This is a genomic window from Pantoea sp. EEL5, from assembly GCF_049892805.1.
GTDB classification, from domain to species: Bacteria; Pseudomonadota; Gammaproteobacteria; order Enterobacterales; family Enterobacteriaceae; genus Pantoea; species Pantoea ananatis.
In genome coordinates this window covers 95,413-113,090 of the sequence record NZ_JBNDNJ010000004.1, presented here as the reverse complement: position 1 = coordinate 113,090, position 17,678 = coordinate 95,413, and the positions used below count along the sequence as shown (strand labels likewise).

The 17,678-nt window shown below is 53.9% G+C and carries 16 protein-coding genes and 2 tRNA genes; 15 read left to right on the top strand and 3 right to left on the bottom strand.

Features of this window, described 5'->3' with window-relative positions:
• Nucleotides 1–183: 183 nt before the first annotated feature.
• Nucleotides 184–1,356, top strand: coding sequence for an Obg family GTPase CgtA (gene cgtA / locus ACPXSQ_RS16325; protein ID WP_013024341.1), 1,173 nt, complete (start codon nucleotides 184–186; stop codon nucleotides 1,354–1,356).
• A 47-nt stretch (nucleotides 1,357–1,403) separates the two neighbouring features.
• On the opposite strand, the gene ACPXSQ_RS16320 is transcribed toward cgtA, so the two are convergent.
• A complete protein-coding gene (locus tag ACPXSQ_RS16320) occupies nucleotides 1,404–1,829 on the bottom strand; it encodes a hotdog fold thioesterase (RefSeq protein WP_426144159.1) in 426 nt (141 codons plus the stop codon).
• A 474-nt stretch (nucleotides 1,830–2,303) separates the two neighbouring features.
• Complete coding sequence (gene dacB, locus ACPXSQ_RS16315; RefSeq protein ID WP_014595158.1) at nucleotides 2,304–3,737, bottom strand: serine-type D-Ala-D-Ala carboxypeptidase; 1,434 nt, start codon at nucleotides 3,735–3,737, stop codon at nucleotides 2,304–2,306.
• A 246-nt stretch (nucleotides 3,738–3,983) separates the two neighbouring features.
• On the opposite strand from dacB, the gene greA reads away from it, so the two are divergent.
• On the top strand, nucleotides 3,984–4,460 hold the full coding sequence (gene greA / locus ACPXSQ_RS16310; RefSeq protein WP_006121754.1) for a transcription elongation factor GreA: 477 nt from the start codon (nucleotides 3,984–3,986) through the stop codon (nucleotides 4,458–4,460).
• A 106-nt stretch (nucleotides 4,461–4,566) separates the two neighbouring features.
• Here greA and yhbY read toward each other — a convergent pair whose 3' ends face one another.
• Nucleotides 4,567–4,860 carry a ribosome assembly RNA-binding protein YhbY gene (gene yhbY, locus ACPXSQ_RS16305; RefSeq protein WP_013024345.1) on the bottom strand — a complete coding sequence of 98 codons (294 nt, stop codon included), beginning with the start codon at nucleotides 4,858–4,860 and terminating at the stop codon, nucleotides 4,567–4,569.
• Between the two features lie 126 nt (nucleotides 4,861–4,986).
• Here yhbY and rlmE point away from each other — a divergent pair, with 126 nt between their 5' ends.
• The 13 genes from rlmE (at nucleotide 4,987) to rpsO (ending at nucleotide 17,437) form a co-directional block, all read left to right on the top strand.
• A complete protein-coding gene (rlmE, locus tag ACPXSQ_RS16300) occupies nucleotides 4,987–5,616 on the top strand; it encodes a 23S rRNA (uridine(2552)-2'-O)-methyltransferase RlmE (protein WP_014595159.1) in 630 nt (209 codons plus the stop codon).
• 113 nt (nucleotides 5,617–5,729) lie between these two features.
• Nucleotides 5,730–7,661, top strand: coding sequence for an ATP-dependent zinc metalloprotease FtsH (gene ftsH, locus ACPXSQ_RS16295; protein WP_015701098.1), 1,932 nt, complete (start codon nucleotides 5,730–5,732; stop codon nucleotides 7,659–7,661).
• Nucleotides 7,662–7,741: 80 nt separating this feature from the next.
• A complete protein-coding gene (gene folP, locus ACPXSQ_RS16290; protein WP_105080435.1) occupies nucleotides 7,742–8,575 on the top strand; it encodes a dihydropteroate synthase in 834 nt (277 codons plus the stop codon).
• 6 nt (nucleotides 8,576–8,581) lie between these two features.
• Nucleotides 8,582–9,916 carry a phosphoglucosamine mutase gene (gene glmM, locus ACPXSQ_RS16285; RefSeq protein WP_014606750.1) on the top strand — a complete coding sequence of 445 codons (1,335 nt, stop codon included), beginning with the start codon at nucleotides 8,582–8,584 and terminating at the stop codon, nucleotides 9,914–9,916.
• 218 nt (nucleotides 9,917–10,134) lie between these two features.
• The gene (gene secG, locus ACPXSQ_RS16280; protein ID WP_014606749.1) at nucleotides 10,135–10,470 is read left to right on the top strand and encodes a preprotein translocase subunit SecG; all 336 of its coding nucleotides are present in this window, start codon (nucleotides 10,135–10,137) and stop codon (nucleotides 10,468–10,470) included.
• 56 nt (nucleotides 10,471–10,526) lie between these two features.
• A tRNA-Leu gene (locus ACPXSQ_RS16275) sits at nucleotides 10,527–10,613 on the top strand.
• 59 nt (nucleotides 10,614–10,672) lie between these two features.
• Nucleotides 10,673–10,749: transfer RNA gene (locus ACPXSQ_RS16270), tRNA-Met, on the top strand.
• A gap of 211 nt (nucleotides 10,750–10,960) precedes the next feature.
• Complete coding sequence (rimP, locus tag ACPXSQ_RS16265) at nucleotides 10,961–11,413, top strand: ribosome maturation factor RimP (RefSeq protein ID WP_006121761.1); 453 nt, start codon at nucleotides 10,961–10,963, stop codon at nucleotides 11,411–11,413.
• A 24-nt stretch (nucleotides 11,414–11,437) separates the two neighbouring features.
• Nucleotides 11,438–12,925: a transcription termination factor NusA gene (gene nusA / locus ACPXSQ_RS16260; protein WP_014595162.1), complete on the top strand. Its 1,488-nt coding sequence runs from the start codon at nucleotides 11,438–11,440 to the stop codon at nucleotides 12,923–12,925.
• A gap of 17 nt (nucleotides 12,926–12,942) precedes the next feature.
• Nucleotides 12,943–15,627: a translation initiation factor IF-2 gene (gene infB, locus ACPXSQ_RS16255; RefSeq protein ID WP_013024353.1), complete on the top strand. Its 2,685-nt coding sequence runs from the start codon at nucleotides 12,943–12,945 to the stop codon at nucleotides 15,625–15,627.
• Between the two features lie 65 nt (nucleotides 15,628–15,692).
• On the top strand, nucleotides 15,693–16,100 hold the full coding sequence (gene rbfA, locus ACPXSQ_RS16250; RefSeq protein ID WP_014606748.1) for a 30S ribosome-binding factor RbfA: 408 nt from the start codon (nucleotides 15,693–15,695) through the stop codon (nucleotides 16,098–16,100).
• Nucleotides 16,100–17,044 (top strand): tRNA pseudouridine(55) synthase TruB, encoded by a 945-nt coding sequence (truB, locus tag ACPXSQ_RS16245; protein WP_013024355.1) that lies wholly within the window; start codon nucleotides 16,100–16,102, stop codon nucleotides 17,042–17,044. Before rbfA ends, truB begins: the two co-directional genes overlap by 1 nt.
• A 123-nt stretch (nucleotides 17,045–17,167) precedes the next feature.
• Nucleotides 17,168–17,437 carry a 30S ribosomal protein S15 gene (gene rpsO / locus ACPXSQ_RS16240; protein WP_006121766.1) on the top strand — a complete coding sequence of 90 codons (270 nt, stop codon included), beginning with the start codon at nucleotides 17,168–17,170 and terminating at the stop codon, nucleotides 17,435–17,437.
• Nucleotides 17,438–17,678 lie beyond the last annotated feature (241 nt).

Below are 17,678 nucleotides of genomic sequence, written 5' to 3'. Positions count from 1 at the left end.
TTGCGGGGCTTTTTACATTCTGCGACCCCTTGCCCGACAGGCGACATCGCCTGAATGTTTGCTGTACACTTTATGTACACGCTGGCGTCAGCCAGTTTTGATTTATCCGCCGCTGGTCGCGCAGAAGACCCTGGCGGACCCGTCTGCAGCGTATTGCAGACGATTGTGTGACGGAGAAAGAAAATGAAGTTTGTAGATGAAGCGACAATTTTGGTCGTCGCAGGTGATGGCGGTAATGGTTGTGTCAGTTTCCGCCGTGAAAAATATATCCCGAAAGGCGGCCCGGACGGCGGTGATGGCGGTGACGGCGGCGACGTATTCTTAGTGGCTGACGAAAACCTTAACACCCTGATCGATTATCGTTTCGAAAAGTCGTTCCGCGCCGAGCGGGGACAGAATGGTCAGAGTCGCGACTGTACCGGTAAGCGTGGTAAAGATATCACCGTTAAAGTGCCGGTAGGAACCCGTGTTATCGACCAGGGAACAGGCGAAACGCTGGGCGATATGACGCGTCACCAGCAGACCCTGATGGTGGCAAAAGGCGGCTGGCACGGTCTGGGAAATACCCGCTTTAAATCGTCGGTAAACCGCAGTCCGCGTCAAAAAACCATGGGTACGCCCGGTGAGAAACGCGACCTGCAGCTGGAGCTGATGCTGTTGGCTGACGTAGGCATGCTGGGTTTACCTAACGCCGGGAAATCGACCTTTATCCGTGCGGTTTCTGCTGCTAAACCAAAAGTGGCGGACTATCCCTTTACTACGCTGGTGCCAAGCCTGGGCGTGGTGCGTATGGATAGCGAGCAGAGCTTTGTGGTGGCCGACATCCCCGGCCTGATTGAAGGCGCAGCCGAGGGCGCAGGTTTAGGTATTCGCTTCCTGAAGCACCTGGAACGCTGCCGCGTGCTGCTGCACCTGATCGACATTGCGCCCATTGACGAGAGCGATCCGGTTGAGAACGCCCGTATTATTTTGGGTGAGCTGGAGAAATACAGCGATAAGCTGTTTAACAAGCCGCGCTGGCTGGTATTCAACAAAGTCGATCTGATTGATGAAGAAGAAGCTCAGGCGCGTGCAAAAGCCATTGCCGAGGCGCTGGGTTGGGAAGATAAATACTATCTTATCTCTGCCGCCAGCCGTCAGGGCGTTACGGACCTGTGCTGGGACGTGATGAGCTTTATCAACGCCAATCCGAAAGAAGCTGACGTTGAAGAAAAACAGCCGGAGAAAGTGGAGTTCATGTGGGACGATTACCACAAAGAAGCCATTGAAACCGCGGCGGTTGAAGAAGATGAAGAGTGGGATGACGACTGGGATGAAGATGACGACGAAGGCGTCGAAATCATCTACCAGCGCTAGACCGCTTATGACTGCCCCCTTTCCACCGGAACGGGGGCAGATTTCTTTCAGGGCTGCGCCAGCACCGCAACGGTAAGCCGTGCGCTACAGCATAATTTATCCTGCTCGTGACGAATCTCAATCTGCCACGTCTGATTCCGCTTCCCCACATGCAGCGGACGACAGATACCGCGCACCTGACCACCTGAAACGGCCCGATGATGGCTGGCATTCACTTCGATGCCCACCACGCGGCTGCCATCCTCTGATGCCAGATAACCCGCCACAGAACCCAGCGTTTCGGCTAACACCACTGAGGCGCCGCCGTGCAGCAGGCCAAAGGGCTGCTGCGTGCGGCTGTCTACTGGCATGGTGGCTTCAAGATAGTCATCACCCACTGCGGTGAAAATGATGCCCACATGCGCCACCAGCGTATGAGTGCTCTGCGCATTGAGCGCATCCAGACAAACTACGCGTTTCCAGATCGTTGCCATTGTCAGGCTCCCAGGGTTGCGCCATCGTCTTCCGCTGCGATATCACGTGACGTAACGCAGAGGCGAAAGAATTAGCGTAGTGATAACCGCCTGCGGCTGTCCAGTTTTACATCAGCATTGCATCTCAAGGGTAAAAGAAGGGCGTTTACTGGGCCGGGCGACAGGGCGGTGCAGCCTCTGCCTGCGATCCCCGTTACCGTCCCTGAACCCGGGTGGATTCGGTTAAGAAAATTTATGCGATTACCCAGGGTGCCAGCGTGAGGCGGGGCGCAGATAACCCGCTAAACAGGTACCGATTCTGTAAGACCCGGGCATAAAAAAAGCCATGCGGCAGGGAGTGATGCGGCCTGGCGCGCAGGCGAAGGTATCCTGAACAGGTTGTTGCGCGCCTGAAGCCGAGGCGTTATCCCTGACTTTTTGGCAATGATAAAAAAAACGCAGCAGGTGGTCGCCCGCTGCGTTTCCTAACATAAATCAGTAATTCTTATTGATATCGCGATAGAGCCGGCTTTCAAAGCGCACCAGCGGAATACGGCGTGTGCGCTGATCCTGCGGCGGAACCGCATAGCCAGAAAGGAACTGCACAAACGCCACGCGTGCCCCGCTGGAGGTGGTGATAAAGCCTGCAAGGTTATATACGCCTTGCAGTGAGCCGGTTTTAGCCGAGACCTTGCCATCCAGACCGGCTTCGTGCAGTCCGCCACGGTACTGCAGCGTGCCATCGTGTCCGGCCAGCGGTAGCATCGAAATATAATCCAGTTTGCTGTCGTTCTGCGCAATATATTGCAGCACCTGCATCATGGTGGCGGGGGAGATCAGATCGTGACGTGACAGGCCCGAACCATCCACCTGGATGCTGTTACCCAAATCAATATTGGCTTTTTCACGCAGGATGCGACGAACCGCATCTGATCCTGCGCGGAAGGTGCCCGGTACGTTGAAGTAATGATGGCCAATGGTGCGGAACACCGTGTCGGCAATCATATTGTCGGACTTCTTCAGCATCATATGCAGCAGCGTATGCAGCGGCGCTGACTGCGTTGATGCCAGCACGGTGCCCGGCTCGGTCACCTGCGTCTGACGTAGCAGATGGCCGCTGTAATCAATACCGGCGGAACGCAGTTCTGCTTTCAGGATTTCGCCTGCCCAGGCCGCGCCATCCTGAACCGCAAAGGCTAAAGGAAGCGGATCGCTACGCTGACGCATACAGCCGGTTAAGGTGTAGCGGTTCAGCTCGCCAGGCACCACGTCCAGCTCGCAGTATTGTCCGTCACCGCTGTTGCGCCCAATCGTCCGCACCTGGCTTAACATGTGAGCCGGGTAGTAGGACGCAATGCGGATAAAGGCATTTTCGCCCGGTTTGTCGGCACTGTAGAGTGAAACCGAGAAGCAGTTTTTATCCACAATAGCCGCCGCCGGCGGTGCGCTAAAGCACTGGGTCATGTCATTCCACGGCCAGCCAGGCGCCGCATCATGGCTGGCAAACACCGAGGTATCGATGACCAGATTACCTTTGATGTGTGTGATGCCTTGTTTTTTTAACGCCGCGACCATATTCCGCAGATCCTGACGACCCAACGTGGGATCGCCAGCAAACCGGGCTACTAAATCACCATTAAGCGTGCCATCGACCAGCGCGCCTTTGGTTTCAAAGGTGGTTTGAAAACGGTAATCACCGCCCAGTTCCAGCAATGCCGCCAGGGCGGTGATCACTTTCATGGTACTGGCGGGAAGTGCCATCTGTTTCCCGTGGTAATCGATAATTGGCGTGGATGCGCCCACTTTTTGCACCAGCAAAGCCAGATTGGCACCATCTGGCAGATATTGCATGTATTCATCAACTGGCGCTGCTTGTGCCTGCAGCATAAAAGCACAGGTTAATCCGGTAACAAGTCGTGAAAATCGCATAATCTCGCGGCAACTGACAGGTGAAGGCGACAATACTACGTCCCTGGACGGTGGAAAGTAAACGATGACCCGCAGGGAACTCTGGGTTAAAATACGTATCAAATTGCAAAACCTTTTCTGGCCTGGAACACTTTCCGGGTCAGTCTTCTTTTATTTGCAAAACGAGGTCTTGCGCCGCAGAACGCTTTTTTCTGCAGTCACCGGTCAGGATGCACCGTGAAACAGGAATGATGACGAGGAGCTAAAATGAACCAGATTCCGATGACGTTAAGAGGCGCTGAAAGGCTGCGCGAAGAGCTGCATGAGCTGAAAACGGTGAAGCGCCCGCGCATTATTGCCTCCATCGCGGAGGCCCGCGAGCACGGCGATTTGAAAGAGAACGCCGAATACCACGCCGCGCGTGAAGAACAGGGGTTCTGTGAGGGACGCATTCAGGAGATTGAAGCCAAACTCTCTAATGCGCAGGTCATTGACGTCACACAGATGCCGAAAACCGGCCGCGTGATTTTTGGCGCAACGGTAACCGTGTTGAACGTGGACACGGATGAAGAGTTTACCTATCGCATCGTGGGTGATGATGAGGCAGACTTTAAGCAGAATTTGATTTCTGTTAACTCGCCGATGGCCCGTGGCCTGGTGGGGAAAGAAGCTGATGACGTGGCGATTATCAAAACGCCAGGCGGCGATGTCGAGTACGAAATCCTGAAGGTGGAGTACATCTGACAGAGTGCAATTGTCTGAAAAGCATTGCCGTACAGTGTAAAGAAAGGAAAAAGGCCGCGCTGCGGCCTTTTATCCCATGTAAGAGCATGGCACTTTCTTTGCCCACCTAGCGTGGCAGAGAAATTTTGCTCTCTTTAGCGGGGCGATACAGCACCAGCGTTTTGCCAATGACCTGAACGTTGCTGGCACGGGTTTCACGTACGATAGCTTCAACGATCAGCTGCCTGGTTTCACGTTCTTCAGAGGCAATTTTCACCTTGATCAATTCGTGATGTTCCAGCGCGTGTTCAATCTCAGCCAGTACACCTTCGGTCAGGCCATTGCCTCCGAGCATGACGACTGGCTTGAGCGGATGGGCGAGGCCTTTGAGGTGCTGTTTTTGTTTGGTACTTAGATTCATCGTATTATTTACTTACTCGGGGATTGAAAACGGTTCATTCTACCGCCATCTCGGGTATATCGCCAAATCGACGCAGCCTATCGCGTGCAGATTTATCGCTACGATGACGATTTAGTTGGAAATTTTATGACCGGTAAAAAGCGTTCAGCCAGCTCCAGCCGCTGGCTACAGGAACACTTTAGCGATAAATACGTGCTCCAGGCACAGAAAAAAGGGTTGCGTTCGCGCGCCTGGTTTAAACTTGATGAAATCCAACAGGGTGACAAGCTTTTCAAACCCGGGATGACCGTGGTAGATCTGGGTGCTGCACCCGGTGGCTGGTCGCAATATGTGGTACAGCAAATTGGGTCCAAAGGTCGCGTTATCGCTTGTGATATTCTGCCGATGGATCCTATTGTTGGTGTCGATTTCCTTCAAGGTGATTTTCGTGAAGAATCGGTGATCAAAGCGTTACTTGAACGTGTGGGCGAGCAGAAGGTCCAGGTCGTCATGTCGGATATGGCACCGAATATGAGTGGTACACCTGCCGTAGATATTCCCCGGTCGATGTATTTGGTTGAGCTGGCGTTGGATATGTGCCGTGATATTTTGGCTCCAGGCGGCAGTTTTGTTGTGAAAGTGTTCCAGGGAGATGGCTTTGATGAATACCTGCGGGAAATTCGCTCCCTGTTTACGAAAGTGAAAATACGTAAGCCTGACGCTTCACGTTCACGTTCACGTGAAGTTTATATTGTGGCGACTGGGCGCAAACTGTAACCGACGTGATGGATAACCCGGCATTCCTGCTGCGATTCCATGTACGAAGGATCTATAGTACCCTACGCTATCTGTTAACACCGTTGTAATATGAGGTTAATCCCTTGAGTGACATGGCGAAAAACCTGATTCTCTGGCTAGTCATCGCGGTCGTGCTGATGTCGGTCTTCCAGAGCTTTGGGCCCAGCGAGTCGAATGGCCGTAGGGTTGATTATTCAACCTTCCTGTCGGAAGTGAACCAGGATCAGGTCCGCGAGGCACGTATTAACGGGCGTGAAATTAACGTTATCAAAAAAGACAGCAATAAATACACCACTTACATTCCTGTCAATGACCCCAAGTTACTCGATAACCTGTTGACCAAGAACGTCAAAGTGGTTGGTGAACCACCTGAAGAGCCGAGCCTGCTGGCATCTATCTTCATTTCATGGTTCCCAATGTTACTGCTGATTGGTGTGTGGATTTTCTTCATGCGTCAAATGCAGGGCGGCGGTGGCAAAGGCGCGATGTCCTTTGGTAAAAGCAAAGCCCGTATGTTGACGGAAGATCAGATTAAAACCACTTTTGCTGACGTTGCAGGCTGCGACGAAGCGAAAGAGGAAGTCGGTGAGCTGGTTGAATACCTGCGTGAGCCGAGCCGCTTCCAGAAACTCGGAGGTAAAATTCCGAAAGGCGTGCTGATGGTTGGCCCGCCGGGTACCGGTAAAACCTTGCTGGCAAAAGCGATTGCCGGCGAAGCGAAAGTGCCTTTCTTTACCATTTCGGGCTCTGACTTTGTTGAAATGTTCGTCGGTGTCGGTGCATCTCGTGTGCGCGATATGTTTGAACAGGCCAAGAAGGCGGCACCGTGCATTATCTTTATCGATGAAATCGATGCGGTCGGTCGTCAGCGTGGTGCCGGTTTAGGTGGCGGTCACGATGAACGTGAACAAACCCTGAACCAGATGCTGGTTGAGATGGACGGTTTTGAAGGCAACGAAGGTATCATCGTGATTGCCGCAACCAACCGTCCAGACGTGCTTGACCCCGCGTTGCTGCGTCCGGGCCGCTTTGACCGTCAGGTTGTTGTTGGCTTGCCAGACGTGCGTGGCCGTGAGCAGATCCTGAAAGTGCACATGCGCCGCGTGCCATTAGCAACGGATATTGACGCGGCGATCATCGCGCGCGGTACGCCGGGCTTCTCAGGTGCCGATCTGGCTAACCTGGTAAACGAAGCCGCGCTGTTTGCTGCCCGCAGCAACAAGCGCGTTGTATCGATGGTGGAATTCGAAAAAGCCAAAGACAAGATCATGATGGGTGCAGAGCGCCGCTCCATGGTGATGACGGAAGCGCAGAAAGAGTCCACGGCTTATCACGAAGCCGGTCACGCCATTATTGGTCGCCTGGTGCCGGAACACGATCCGGTGCATAAAGTCACCATTATCCCGCGTGGTCGTGCATTAGGTGTGACCTTCTTCCTGCCTGAAGGCGATGCGATTAGCGCCAGCCGTCAGAAACTGGAAAGCCAGATTTCGACCCTGTACGGTGGTCGTCTGGCAGAAGAAATCATCTACGGTGTTGAGCATGTCTCAACCGGCGCATCAAACGACATCAAAGTGGCGACCAACCTGGCACGTAACATGGTGACCCAGTGGGGCTTCTCTGAAAAACTCGGTCCGTTACTGTACGCAGAAGAAGACGGTGAAGTGTTCCTCGGCCGTTCTGTGGCGAAAGCCAAGCATATGTCAGATGAAACCGCGCGTATTATCGATCAGGAAGTTAAACACCTGATTGATACGAACTACCAGCGTGCGCGTCAGATTCTGGGTGAAAACATGGACATCCTTCATGCGATGAAAGATGCGCTGATGAAGTATGAAACCATTGATGCACCGCAGATTGACGACCTGATGGCCCGCCGTGAAGTGCGTCCGCCTGCGGGCTGGGAAGATCCCGGCACCAGCAGCAATTCTGATAATAATGGCACGCCAAAGGCACCGCGTCCGGTCGATGAGCCGCGTACGCCAAATCCAGGCAACACCATGTCAGAACAGTTCGACAAATAAGACTTCACGTCTTTTAATAAAACCCCGGCTGGTCCGGGGTTTTTTACATCTATACATTGCGCTATAAGGAGTACATCACCATGAAATTGTTCGCCCGTGATTCCCATCTTGATTTGTCGTTTCCACATGTGATGGGCATTCTTAACGTCACGCCGGACTCTTTTTCGGATGGTGGTAAACACAATGCGTTGGTGGATGCACTCACGCATACCAATGAAATGGTGAATGCCGGCGCAACCATCATCGACGTGGGCGGCGAGTCTACGCGTCCCGGCGCGGATGAGGTCAGCGTTGAGGAAGAACTTGAGCGGGTCATCCCCGTGGTGGCAGCAATCGCTCAGCGCTTTGAAGTCTGGATCTCCGTGGATACCTCTAAGGCTGAGGTCATCAGGGAAGCGGCGAGCGTGGGGGCGCACATCATCAATGACGTGCGCTCTCTGTCTGAACCAGGAGCGCTGGCCGCCGCCGCCGCGACTGGCCTGCCGGTATGCCTGATGCATATGAAGGGCGAGCCGCGCACCATGCAGCAGGCACCGGCCTATCAAGATATCTTCAGCGAAGTGGATGCTTACTTCGTTGAGCAACTGACCCGCTGCGAGGCGGCCGGAATAAAAAAAGAGAATCTGCTGCTCGACCCGGGCTTCGGTTTCGGTAAGAATCTCAGCCACAATTATGAACTGTTGGCTCGACTCGGCGAATTTCACCATTTTGGTCTGCCCCTGCTGGTTGGCATGTCACGAAAATCAATGATTGGTCAGTTGCTGAATGTCGGGCCTGGCCAGCGTCTGACCGGCAGCCTGGCCTGCGCGGTGATCGCCGCCATGCAGGGAGCACACATTATTCGCGTTCATGATGTAAAAGAAACGGTCGAGGCGATGCGGGTGGTCGAGGCGACACAAAGAGCTAAAGGATGATAGAGCATGAGTAATCGTAAATATTTTGGTACAGATGGTATTCGCGGCAAAGTGGGAGAGTCTCCGATTACCCCGGATTTTGTTTTAAAACTCGGCTGGGCTGCGGGTAAAGTGCTGGCGCGCCACGGTTCAAAAAAAATCATTATCGGCAAAGACACTCGCATTTCGGGCTATATGCTGGAATCTGCACTGGAGGCAGGACTGGCCGCCGCAGGGCTGTCAGCGGCGTTTACCGGTCCAATGCCGACGCCTGCCATTGCCTATCTGACCCGCACGTTTCGCGCTGAGGCCGGTATTGTTATTTCCGCCTCTCATAACCCGTTTGACGACAACGGTATTAAGTTCTTCTCAGCCGAAGGCACCAAGCTACCTGATGATGTAGAAGAAGCGATTGAACTGGAAATGGAAAAGCCGCTGACCTGTGTGGAATCATCCCTGCTGGGTCGCGCCAGCCGAATTGTGGATGCCGCCGGACGTTATATTGAGTTTTGTAAGGGCACCTTTCCCAGTGAGCTGAGTCTGAGTGGCCTGAAAATTGTGGTGGACTGTGCTAATGGTGCCACCTACCACATCGCGCCGAATGTCCTGCGTGAGCTGGGCGCAACGGTGATTGCCGTTGGTGTACAGCCTGATGGCATGAACATCAACAAAGAGTGTGGTGCGACCGATCTGAAAATGCTGCAGCAGCGCGTTCTGGCCGAGAAGGCGGACATCGGGCTGGCCTATGATGGCGATGGCGATCGCATCATGATGGTGGACCACTTGGGCGAGAAGGTCGATGGCGATCAGATTCTGTATATCATTGCCCGAGAAGGCCTGCGTCAGGGGCAACTGCGCGGCGGCGTTGTCGGCACGCTGATGAGTAATATGGGGCTGGAGCTGGCGCTGAAGCAGTTAGGCATTCCTTTTGTGCGGGCCAAAGTGGGTGACCGCTATGTGCTCGAAAAATTACAGGAAAAAGGCTGGCGGCTCGGCGCTGAAAACTCAGGCCACGTGATTCTGCTGGATAAAATCGCTACCGGTGATGGGATCGTAGCAAGTTTGCAAGTGCTTACTGCGATGGTGCGCAATCACATGAGCCTGCATGACCTGTGCACTGGGATGAAGATGCTGCCTCAGGTGCTGGTCAACGTGCGCTTTACGGGTGAACACGATCCTCTGGAAAGCGAAACGGTGAAAACCGTGGCGCAGGACGTGGAGAAAACCCTGGCCGGCCGTGGGCGCGTGTTGCTGCGTAAATCCGGTACGGAGCCGTTAATCCGCGTGATGGTAGAAGGCGAGGATGCAGCCCAGGTGACGGCGCTGGCTAACCAGATTGCGGATGCGGTGAAAGCGGTCTGACGCAGGTGACAGGCCGGGACAGCGTTCTGTTCCTGCCTGTAAAATCATCGCACTGGCGCTTTTTTCTGCAATCAGCCTGCGACAGCTAAATTGCACTTGCAGAGGTATGCGCCATTGGTTAGTATTCACACCCGCTTCTGATGGGTGATGAACATACTCCCCGTCATATTGGTTGAAGCTTTAACTGTGCGGATTACGCGCAAGGAAACAGGTTGATTATGTACGAAGCTCTGTTAGTTGTTTTCCTTATTGTAGCGATTGGCCTTGTGGGTCTTATTATGCTGCAGCAAGGCAAAGGCGCTGATATGGGAGCATCATTTGGTGCAGGCGCGTCTGGCACGCTGTTTGGTTCGAACGGGTCGGGTAACTTTATGACTCGCATGACCGCAGTGTTGGCTACGCTGTTTTTCGTGATCAGCCTGATTCTGGGTAACCTGAACAGTAACAAGACCTCCAAAGGAAGCGAGTGGGAAAACCTCACTGCGCCAGCTCAGTCTCAACAGCAGACTCAGCCAGCTAAACCGGCTACGCCGGGCAATGATATCCCGCACTAATAGCAGCAATATAGCGTCAGGAAAAAGCGGCAGAACAGCGTCGCAGTCAGTGCAGTACCGAGGTGGTGAAATTGGTAGACACGCTACCTTGAGGTGGTAGTGCTCGAAAGGGCTTACGGGTTCAAGTCCCGTCCTCGGTACCAAATCTTAGTATTACTTGCATTTTATGCATGTTCGGCGTAATATTCGCCACGTTTTCGGACGCGGGGTGGAGCAGCCTGGTAGCTCGTCGGGCTCATAACCCGAAGGTCGTCGGTTCAAATCCGGCCCCCGCAACCACTTTCCCTTAGAGTTCTTTTTCAAATATACTGTGTGCATCGACGGGCGCATAAGCAGCGAATTTTGAAAAAAATTCTTTTGGATGGGCGTCCGGGCCGCAGTGCGGCATACAGGGTCCAGTGATAAAAAGCCCCGAATATTCGGGGTTTTTTGTTATTAGCGAATCGTAATACTGGGCTATAGGCCCTTTTTTTATGTCTTGGGGGTGGGCTTGTCCACATTAGAGCAAAAATTGACAGAGTTGGTATCTGCTCCGGTAGAAGCGCTCGGCTACGAACTGGTCGGAATTGAATTCGTTCGTGGTCGCACATCAACCCTGCGCATCTATATTGATAGTGAAGATGGCATCAATGTTGACGATTGCGCGGACGTCAGCCACCAGGTGAGTGCGGTGATGGATGTGGAAGATCCCATCACGGTACCTTACCACCTTGAAGTGTCCTCACCGGGGCTCGATCGTCCTCTGTTCACTGCAGAACATTATGCACGCTTTACCGGCGATGAGGTGAGCCTGGTGCTGCGTATGGCCGTTCAAAACCGCCGTAAATGGCAGGGAATCATCAAGTCTGTTGAGGGCGAGATGATAACGGTAAACGTTGAGGGTAACGACGAGGTGTTCGCGCTGAGTAATATTCAGAAAGCGAACCTGGTCCCCCACTTTTAAAAGTCCGGATTGAGGCTAACCAGGATGAACAAAGAGATCTTAGCTGTTGTAGAAGCCGTTTCTAACGAAAAAGCCCTGCCGCGTGAGAAAATCTTCGAAGCGCTGGAGAGCGCGCTGGCGACTGCGACCAAGAAAAAGTACGAGCAGGAAATTGACGTACGCGTCAGCATCGACCGCAAGAGCGGCGATTTCGACACGTTCCGTCGTTGGGAAATCGTAGAGCAGGTTACGCAGCCTACGCGCGAAATTACGCTGGATGCGGCGCGCTACGAAGACGAGTCTCTCAATCTGGGCGAATACGTAGAAGACCAGATTGAATCTGTTACGTTTGACCGTATCACGACGCAGACGGCAAAACAGGTTATCGTACAAAAAGTGCGCGAAGCCGAACGTGCGATGGTGGTGGATCAGTTCCGCGAGCAGGAAGGCGAAATCATCACCGGTGTGGTGAAAAAAGTTAACCGCGACAACATCTCGCTGGACCTGGGCAACAATGCTGAAGCCGTGATCCTGCGTGAAGACATGCTGCCACGTGAAAACTTCCGCCCGGGCGATCGTATCCGCGGCGTTTTGTATGCCGTGCGTCCTGAAGCACGCGGCGCGCAGCTGTTTGTGACGCGTTCTAAACCTGAAATGCTGATCGAACTGTTCCGCATTGAGGTGCCAGAAATTGGCGAAGAAGTCCTTGAAATTAAAGCCGCTGCCCGCGATCCGGGTTCGCGTGCCAAAATTGCAGTAAAAACCAATGACAAACGTATCGATCCCGTTGGTGCCTGTGTGGGTATGCGCGGTGCGCGTGTTCAGGCAGTGTCTAGTGAGCTGGGCGGCGAGCGAATCGATATCGTGCTGTGGGACGACAACCCGGCACAGTTTGTGATTAACGCCATGGCTCCGGCCGATGTGGCGTCAATCGTGGTTGATGAAGATAACCACACGATGGATATCGCTGTTGAGGCTGGCAATCTGGCCCAGGCGATCGGCCGTAATGGCCAAAACGTGCGTCTGGCTTCACAGCTGAGTGGCTGGGAGCTGAACGTGATGACCGTCGATGATCTGCAGGCCAAGCATCAGGCTGAAGCACATGCGGCGATCGATATGTTCACTAAACATCTCGACATCGACGAAGAGTTCGCCACCATTCTGGTGGAAGAGGGCTTCTCAACGTTGGAAGAAATGGCCTATGTGCCAATCAACGAGCTGTTGGAAATTGACGGCCTCGACGAAGAGACCATTGAAGCCCTGCGTGAACGAGCAAAAAATGCGTTAACCACCCTGGCACTGGCAAAAGAAGAGAGCCTGGGTAATCAGGAACCTGCAGAAGACCTCCTGAATCTCGAAGGTCTGGATCGTGCACTGGCTTTCCGTCTGGCATCGAAAGGCGTTTGCACGCTGGAAGATCTCGCCGAGCAAGGTGTTGACGACCTGACGGATATTGAAGGGCTGACTGATGAGCAAGCTGGCGCGCTAATTATGGCCGCACGCAATATCTGCTGGTTCGGCGATGACGCGTAATAACAGGAAGGAACAGCATGACAGATGTAACCGTAAAATCGCTGGCAGCAGAAATTCAGACTTCGGTCGATCGCCTGGTACAGCAGTTTGCTGATGCGGGGATCCCAAAGTCTGAAAATGATGCGGTGACCCAGCACGAGAAAGAAACCTTACTGTCTCACCTGAAGCATGGTCAGGCCGGTTCAGGCAAACTGACATTGCAGCGCAAAACGCGTAGCACCTTGAATATTCCTGGCACCGGGGGTAAAAGTAAGTCGGTGCAAATCGAAGTCCGCAAAAAGCGTACGTACGTGAAAGGTGATGCAGAGTCTGAGCAAGCTCAGGCAGAAGCGGAAGCTGAGGCACAGCGTGAAGCGGAAGAGCAGGCGCAACGCGAGGCCGCTGAACAAGCGCGTCGTGAAGCGGAACAGAAAGCGCAACGTGAAGCCGAAGAGAAAGCCAGGCGCGAAGCCGCTGAAAAGGCCAAGCGTGCAGCAGCGGAAAATGAGAAAGTGACTAATCAACCTACCGACGAAGTGACCAAGGCCGCGCAGTCCGATAAAGCACGTCGTGAAGCGGAAGCCGCCGAACTGAAGCGTAAAGCGGAAGAAGAAGCGCGCCGTAAGCTGGAAGAGGCTGCCCGCCTCGCTGCGGAAGAAGCCCGCCGTTTAGCCGTAGAAAAAGCGGCTGAATGGGAAAAGCCTGAAGAAGAGGATAAGGGCGACTATCACGTCACCACCTCTACGCATGCCCGCCAGGCCGAAGACGAGAACGATCGTCAGGTTGAAGCAGGCCGTGCCCGTACCCGCAGTGCGAAAGCTGCGCGTCCGGTGAAAAAAGGCAACAAGCATTCAGAAGCCAAAACTGACCGCGAAGAAGCGCGTGCGCAGGTTCGTGGCGGTAAAGGCGGTAAGCATCGCAAACCAAGCGCACTGCAGCAGGGCTTTAACAAGCCAGCGCAGGCGGTTAACCGTGATGTCATCATTGGCGAAACCATTACCGTTGCCGAACTGGCTAACAAAATGGCCGTCAAAGGTTCACTGGTCATTAAAGCGATGATGAAAATGGGCGCCATGGCGACCATCAATCAGGTCATCGACCAGGAAACCGCACAGCTGGTTGCCGAAGAAATGGGCCACAAAGTGACCCTTCGTCGTGAGAACGAGCTGGAAGAAGCGGTAATGGACGATCGTGATACCGATGCCGCACAGGAATCCCGTGCGCCGGTCGTGACCATCATGGGCCACGTTGACCACGGTAAAACCTCCCTGCTGGACTATATCCGCTCGACCAAAATCGCCTCTGGCGAAGCGGGCGGTATTACGCAGCACATCGGTGCGTATCACGTCGAAACTGAAAACGGCATGGTAACCTTCCTGGATACCCCGGGCCACGCCGCGTTTACCGCGATGCGTGCACGTGGTGCGCAGGCAACGGATATCGTTATCCTGGTCGTCGCGGCGGATGATGGCGTGATGCCACAGACCGTTGAAGCTATCCAGCACGCCAAAGCGGCGAAAGTGCCGGTAGTGGTTGCGGTGAACAAGTGCGATAAGCCAGAAGCCGATCCGGATCGTGTTAAAAACGAGCTGACGCAGTACGGGATCATCCCCGAAGAGTGGGGCGGCGAAAACATGTTCGTTAACGTCTCTGCGAAAGCGGGTACCGGTATCGATGACCTGTTAAATGCTATCCTGCTGCAGGCTGAAGTCCTTGAGCTGACCGCTATCCGTGAAGGTATGGCGAGCGGCGTGGTGATTGAATCGTTCCTCGACAAAGGTCGTGGTCCGGTTGCCACCGTGCTGGTACGCGAAGGTACGCTGAACAAGGGCGACATCGTCCTGTGCGGCTTCGAATACGGCCGTGTCCGTGCGATGCGTGACGAGCTGGGCCGCGAAGTGATGGAAGCGGGTCCTTCAATCCCGGTTGAGATCCTCGGCCTGTCCGGTGTACCGGCAGCGGGTGATGAAGCGACCGTGGTTCGTGACGAGAAGAAAGCGCGTGAAGTGGCACTGTATCGTCAGGGCAAATTCCGCGAAGTGAAACTGGCGCGTCAGCAGAAATCTAAGCTGGAAAACATGTTTGCGAACATGACCGAAGGCGAAGTGTCCGAACTGAACATCGTGCTCAAAGCCGACGTACAGGGTTCTGTGGAAGCGATCTCCGACTCCTTGCTGAAACTCTCCACCGACGAAGTGAAGGTGAAGATTGTCGGTTCAGGCGTAGGTGGGATCACCGAAACCGACGCCACGCTGGCAGCGGCATCCAACGCTATCCTGCTGGGCTTCAACGTTCGTGCTGACGCGTCCGCGCGCCGCGTGATCGATGCTGAAAGCCTGGATCTGCGTTACTACTCCGTCATCTATAACCTGATTGACGAAGTGAAAGCCGCGATGAGCGGTATGCTGGCTCCAGAGTACAAACAGCAGATTATCGGTCTGGCTGAAGTGCGTGACGTGTTCAAATCACCGAAATTTGGTGCAGTGGCAGGTTGTATGGTGACGGAAGGCAATATCAAACGTCACAACCCAATCCGCGTACTGCGCGATAACGTGGTGATCTACGAAGGCGAACTGGAATCACTGCGTCGCTTTAAAGATGACGTGAACGAAGTGCGTAACGGCATGGAGTGCGGTATCGGCGTGAAGAACTATAATGACGTTCGTGTCGGCGATATGATCGAAGTCTTCGAAGTGATTGAAGTTAAACGCACTATCGCTTAAGTCTTAGCGTTAATGATGCAATTTGGGAGGCCGCTGGCCTCCCGAATTATTTGGGAGAAATAAAAATGGCGAAAGAATTTGGCCGTCCGCAGCGTGTTTCGCAGGAGCTGCAAAAAGAGATAGCCATGATCCTGCAGCGTGAAATTAAAGATCCGCGCCTGGGCATGATGGTGACCGTTTCTGGCGTTGAGGTATCCCGTGACCTCGCTTACGCCAAAGTGTTTGTTACCTTCCTCAATGATAAAGATGAAGAAGCCGTACAAAATGGCCTGAAAGCGTTAAAAGAAGCCTCGGGTTATATTCGCACGCTGCTGGGTAAAGCCATGCGCCTGCGTATCGTGCCGGAACTGACCTTCTTCTACGACAACTCGTTGATCGAAGGGATGCGCATGTCTAACCTCGTCACCAACGTGGTGAAAAAAGACGTTGAGCGTCGTGGTCCTGAAGCCACGGACGATGACGAGGAGGCGTAATGAGTCGTCCTCGTCGTCGCGGTCGCGACGTCCATGGCGTCTTATTGCTGGATAAACCACAAGGGATGTCATCCAACGATGTCCTGCAAAAGGTCAAGCGTATTTTCAACGCTAACCGTGCAGGACATACCGGCGCGCTCGATCCTCTGGCCACCGGCATGTTGCCGATTTGCCTGGGTGAAGCCACCAAGTTTTCTCAGTATCTGCTGGACTCCGATAAGCGCTATCGTGTGATTGCCCGCCTGGGTGAACGCACCGATACCTCTGATGCGGACGGCAATCTGGTGCAGACCCGTCCTGTGACCTTCACTCAGTCAGAACTCGACACGGCGCTGGACAGTTTTCGTGGCGATATCATGCAGGTGCCTTCCATGTTTTCTGCACTGAAACATCAGGGCAGAAAACTGTATGAGTATGCACGTGAAGGCATCACCATCGAACGTGAACCCCGCCCGATTACCGTTTATGCGCTGCAGTTTATTCGCTGGCAGGGCAATGAGCTGGAGCTGGACGTCCACTGTTCCAAAGGCACCTACATTCGCACCATTATTGACGATCTGGGCGAGAAGCTTGGCTGCGGTGCGCACGTCATCATGCTGCGCCGGGTACAGGTTGCCCGTTATCCGTTTGAGAAGATGGTCACACTGGAGCAGCTCCAGGCACTGCAGCATCGCGCCAGTGAGGCAGGTGAAGATCTGGCGCAGCACCTTGATCCGCTGCTTCTGCCAATGGACAGCCCGGCGTCCGATTATCCGGCGGTTAACGTTTCATCCGATGTCGCCGCGTACTTTAAGCAGGGTCAGCCGGTTCACGCCAGTCAGGCGCCAGCCCAGGGCTTAGTACGCGTCACCGAAGGTGAAGAGGGCAAATTTATCGGCATGGCTGAAATTGCCGAGGATGGCCGAATTGCTCCCCGCCGTTTAGTGGTGGAGTATCAGAATTAAGTTGTGCGCTTTCCGCGTTGGGCATTTGCGTTGCCCTCTGGCGAAGAGTAGAATGGCGCGGCTTTAAAGCGGGATGCTGAATTAGAGATCGGCGCCCATACATTCATTTAACTGGAGTTTATTATGTCTCTAAGCGTAGAAGCTAAAGCAGAGATCGTTGCTAAATATGGTCGTGGTGCTAACGACAGCGGTTCAACCGAAGTTCAGGTTGCACTGTTGACCGCGCAGATCAGCCATCTGCAGGGCCACTTCTCTGAGCACAAGAAAGACCACCACAGCCGCCGCGGTCTGCTGCGCATGGTATCTCAGCGTCGTAAGCTGCTGGACTACCTGAAGCGTAAAGACGTTGCACGCTACAGCAGCCTGATCGAAAGTCTCGGTCTGCGTCGCTAAGTCTTAAAATCGGGTCGTCAGGGATGCCACTTAAGTGCGCTAAAACCCGACTGGCGATCTGATTTGTGCGAGTTTCATGAAAAGGGGGCCTTTATGGCCCCTTTTTTCGAGCAATGCGCAGCAATCCTGAGCAAACTCATGTATTGTTGTTGGGTGTGATCTTTGTTTGCAGAGGTTCGCGCGGCTAATGAGAGGCTTTTACCGCAGGGGCGGTTAAGGGTTGTCATTAGTCGCGAGGATG

Coding starts and splice junctions, on each gene's coding strand:
- cgtA (WP_013024341.1), top strand. CDS start 184: ATGAAGTTTGTAGATGAAGCGACAATTTTGGTCGTCGCAGGTGATGGC.
- ACPXSQ_RS16320 (WP_426144159.1), bottom strand. CDS start 1,829: ATGGCAACGATCTGGAAACGCGTAGTTTGTCTGGATGCGCTCAATGCG.
- dacB (WP_014595158.1), bottom strand. CDS start 3,737: ATGCGATTTTCACGACTTGTTACCGGATTAACCTGTGCTTTTATGCTG.
- greA (WP_006121754.1), top strand. CDS start 3,984: ATGAACCAGATTCCGATGACGTTAAGAGGCGCTGAAAGGCTGCGCGAA.
- yhbY (WP_013024345.1), bottom strand. CDS start 4,860: ATGAATCTAAGTACCAAACAAAAACAGCACCTCAAAGGCCTCGCCCAT.
- rlmE (WP_014595159.1), top strand. CDS start 4,987: ATGACCGGTAAAAAGCGTTCAGCCAGCTCCAGCCGCTGGCTACAGGAA.
- ftsH (WP_015701098.1), top strand. CDS start 5,730: ATGGCGAAAAACCTGATTCTCTGGCTAGTCATCGCGGTCGTGCTGATG.
- folP (WP_105080435.1), top strand. CDS start 7,742: ATGAAATTGTTCGCCCGTGATTCCCATCTTGATTTGTCGTTTCCACAT.
- glmM (WP_014606750.1), top strand. CDS start 8,582: ATGAGTAATCGTAAATATTTTGGTACAGATGGTATTCGCGGCAAAGTG.
- secG (WP_014606749.1), top strand. CDS start 10,135: ATGTACGAAGCTCTGTTAGTTGTTTTCCTTATTGTAGCGATTGGCCTT.
- nusA (WP_014595162.1), top strand. CDS start 11,438: ATGAACAAAGAGATCTTAGCTGTTGTAGAAGCCGTTTCTAACGAAAAA.
- infB (WP_013024353.1), top strand. CDS start 12,943: ATGACAGATGTAACCGTAAAATCGCTGGCAGCAGAAATTCAGACTTCG.
- rbfA (WP_014606748.1), top strand. CDS start 15,693: ATGGCGAAAGAATTTGGCCGTCCGCAGCGTGTTTCGCAGGAGCTGCAA.
- truB (WP_013024355.1), top strand. CDS start 16,100: ATGAGTCGTCCTCGTCGTCGCGGTCGCGACGTCCATGGCGTCTTATTG.
- rpsO (WP_006121766.1), top strand. CDS start 17,168: ATGTCTCTAAGCGTAGAAGCTAAAGCAGAGATCGTTGCTAAATATGGT.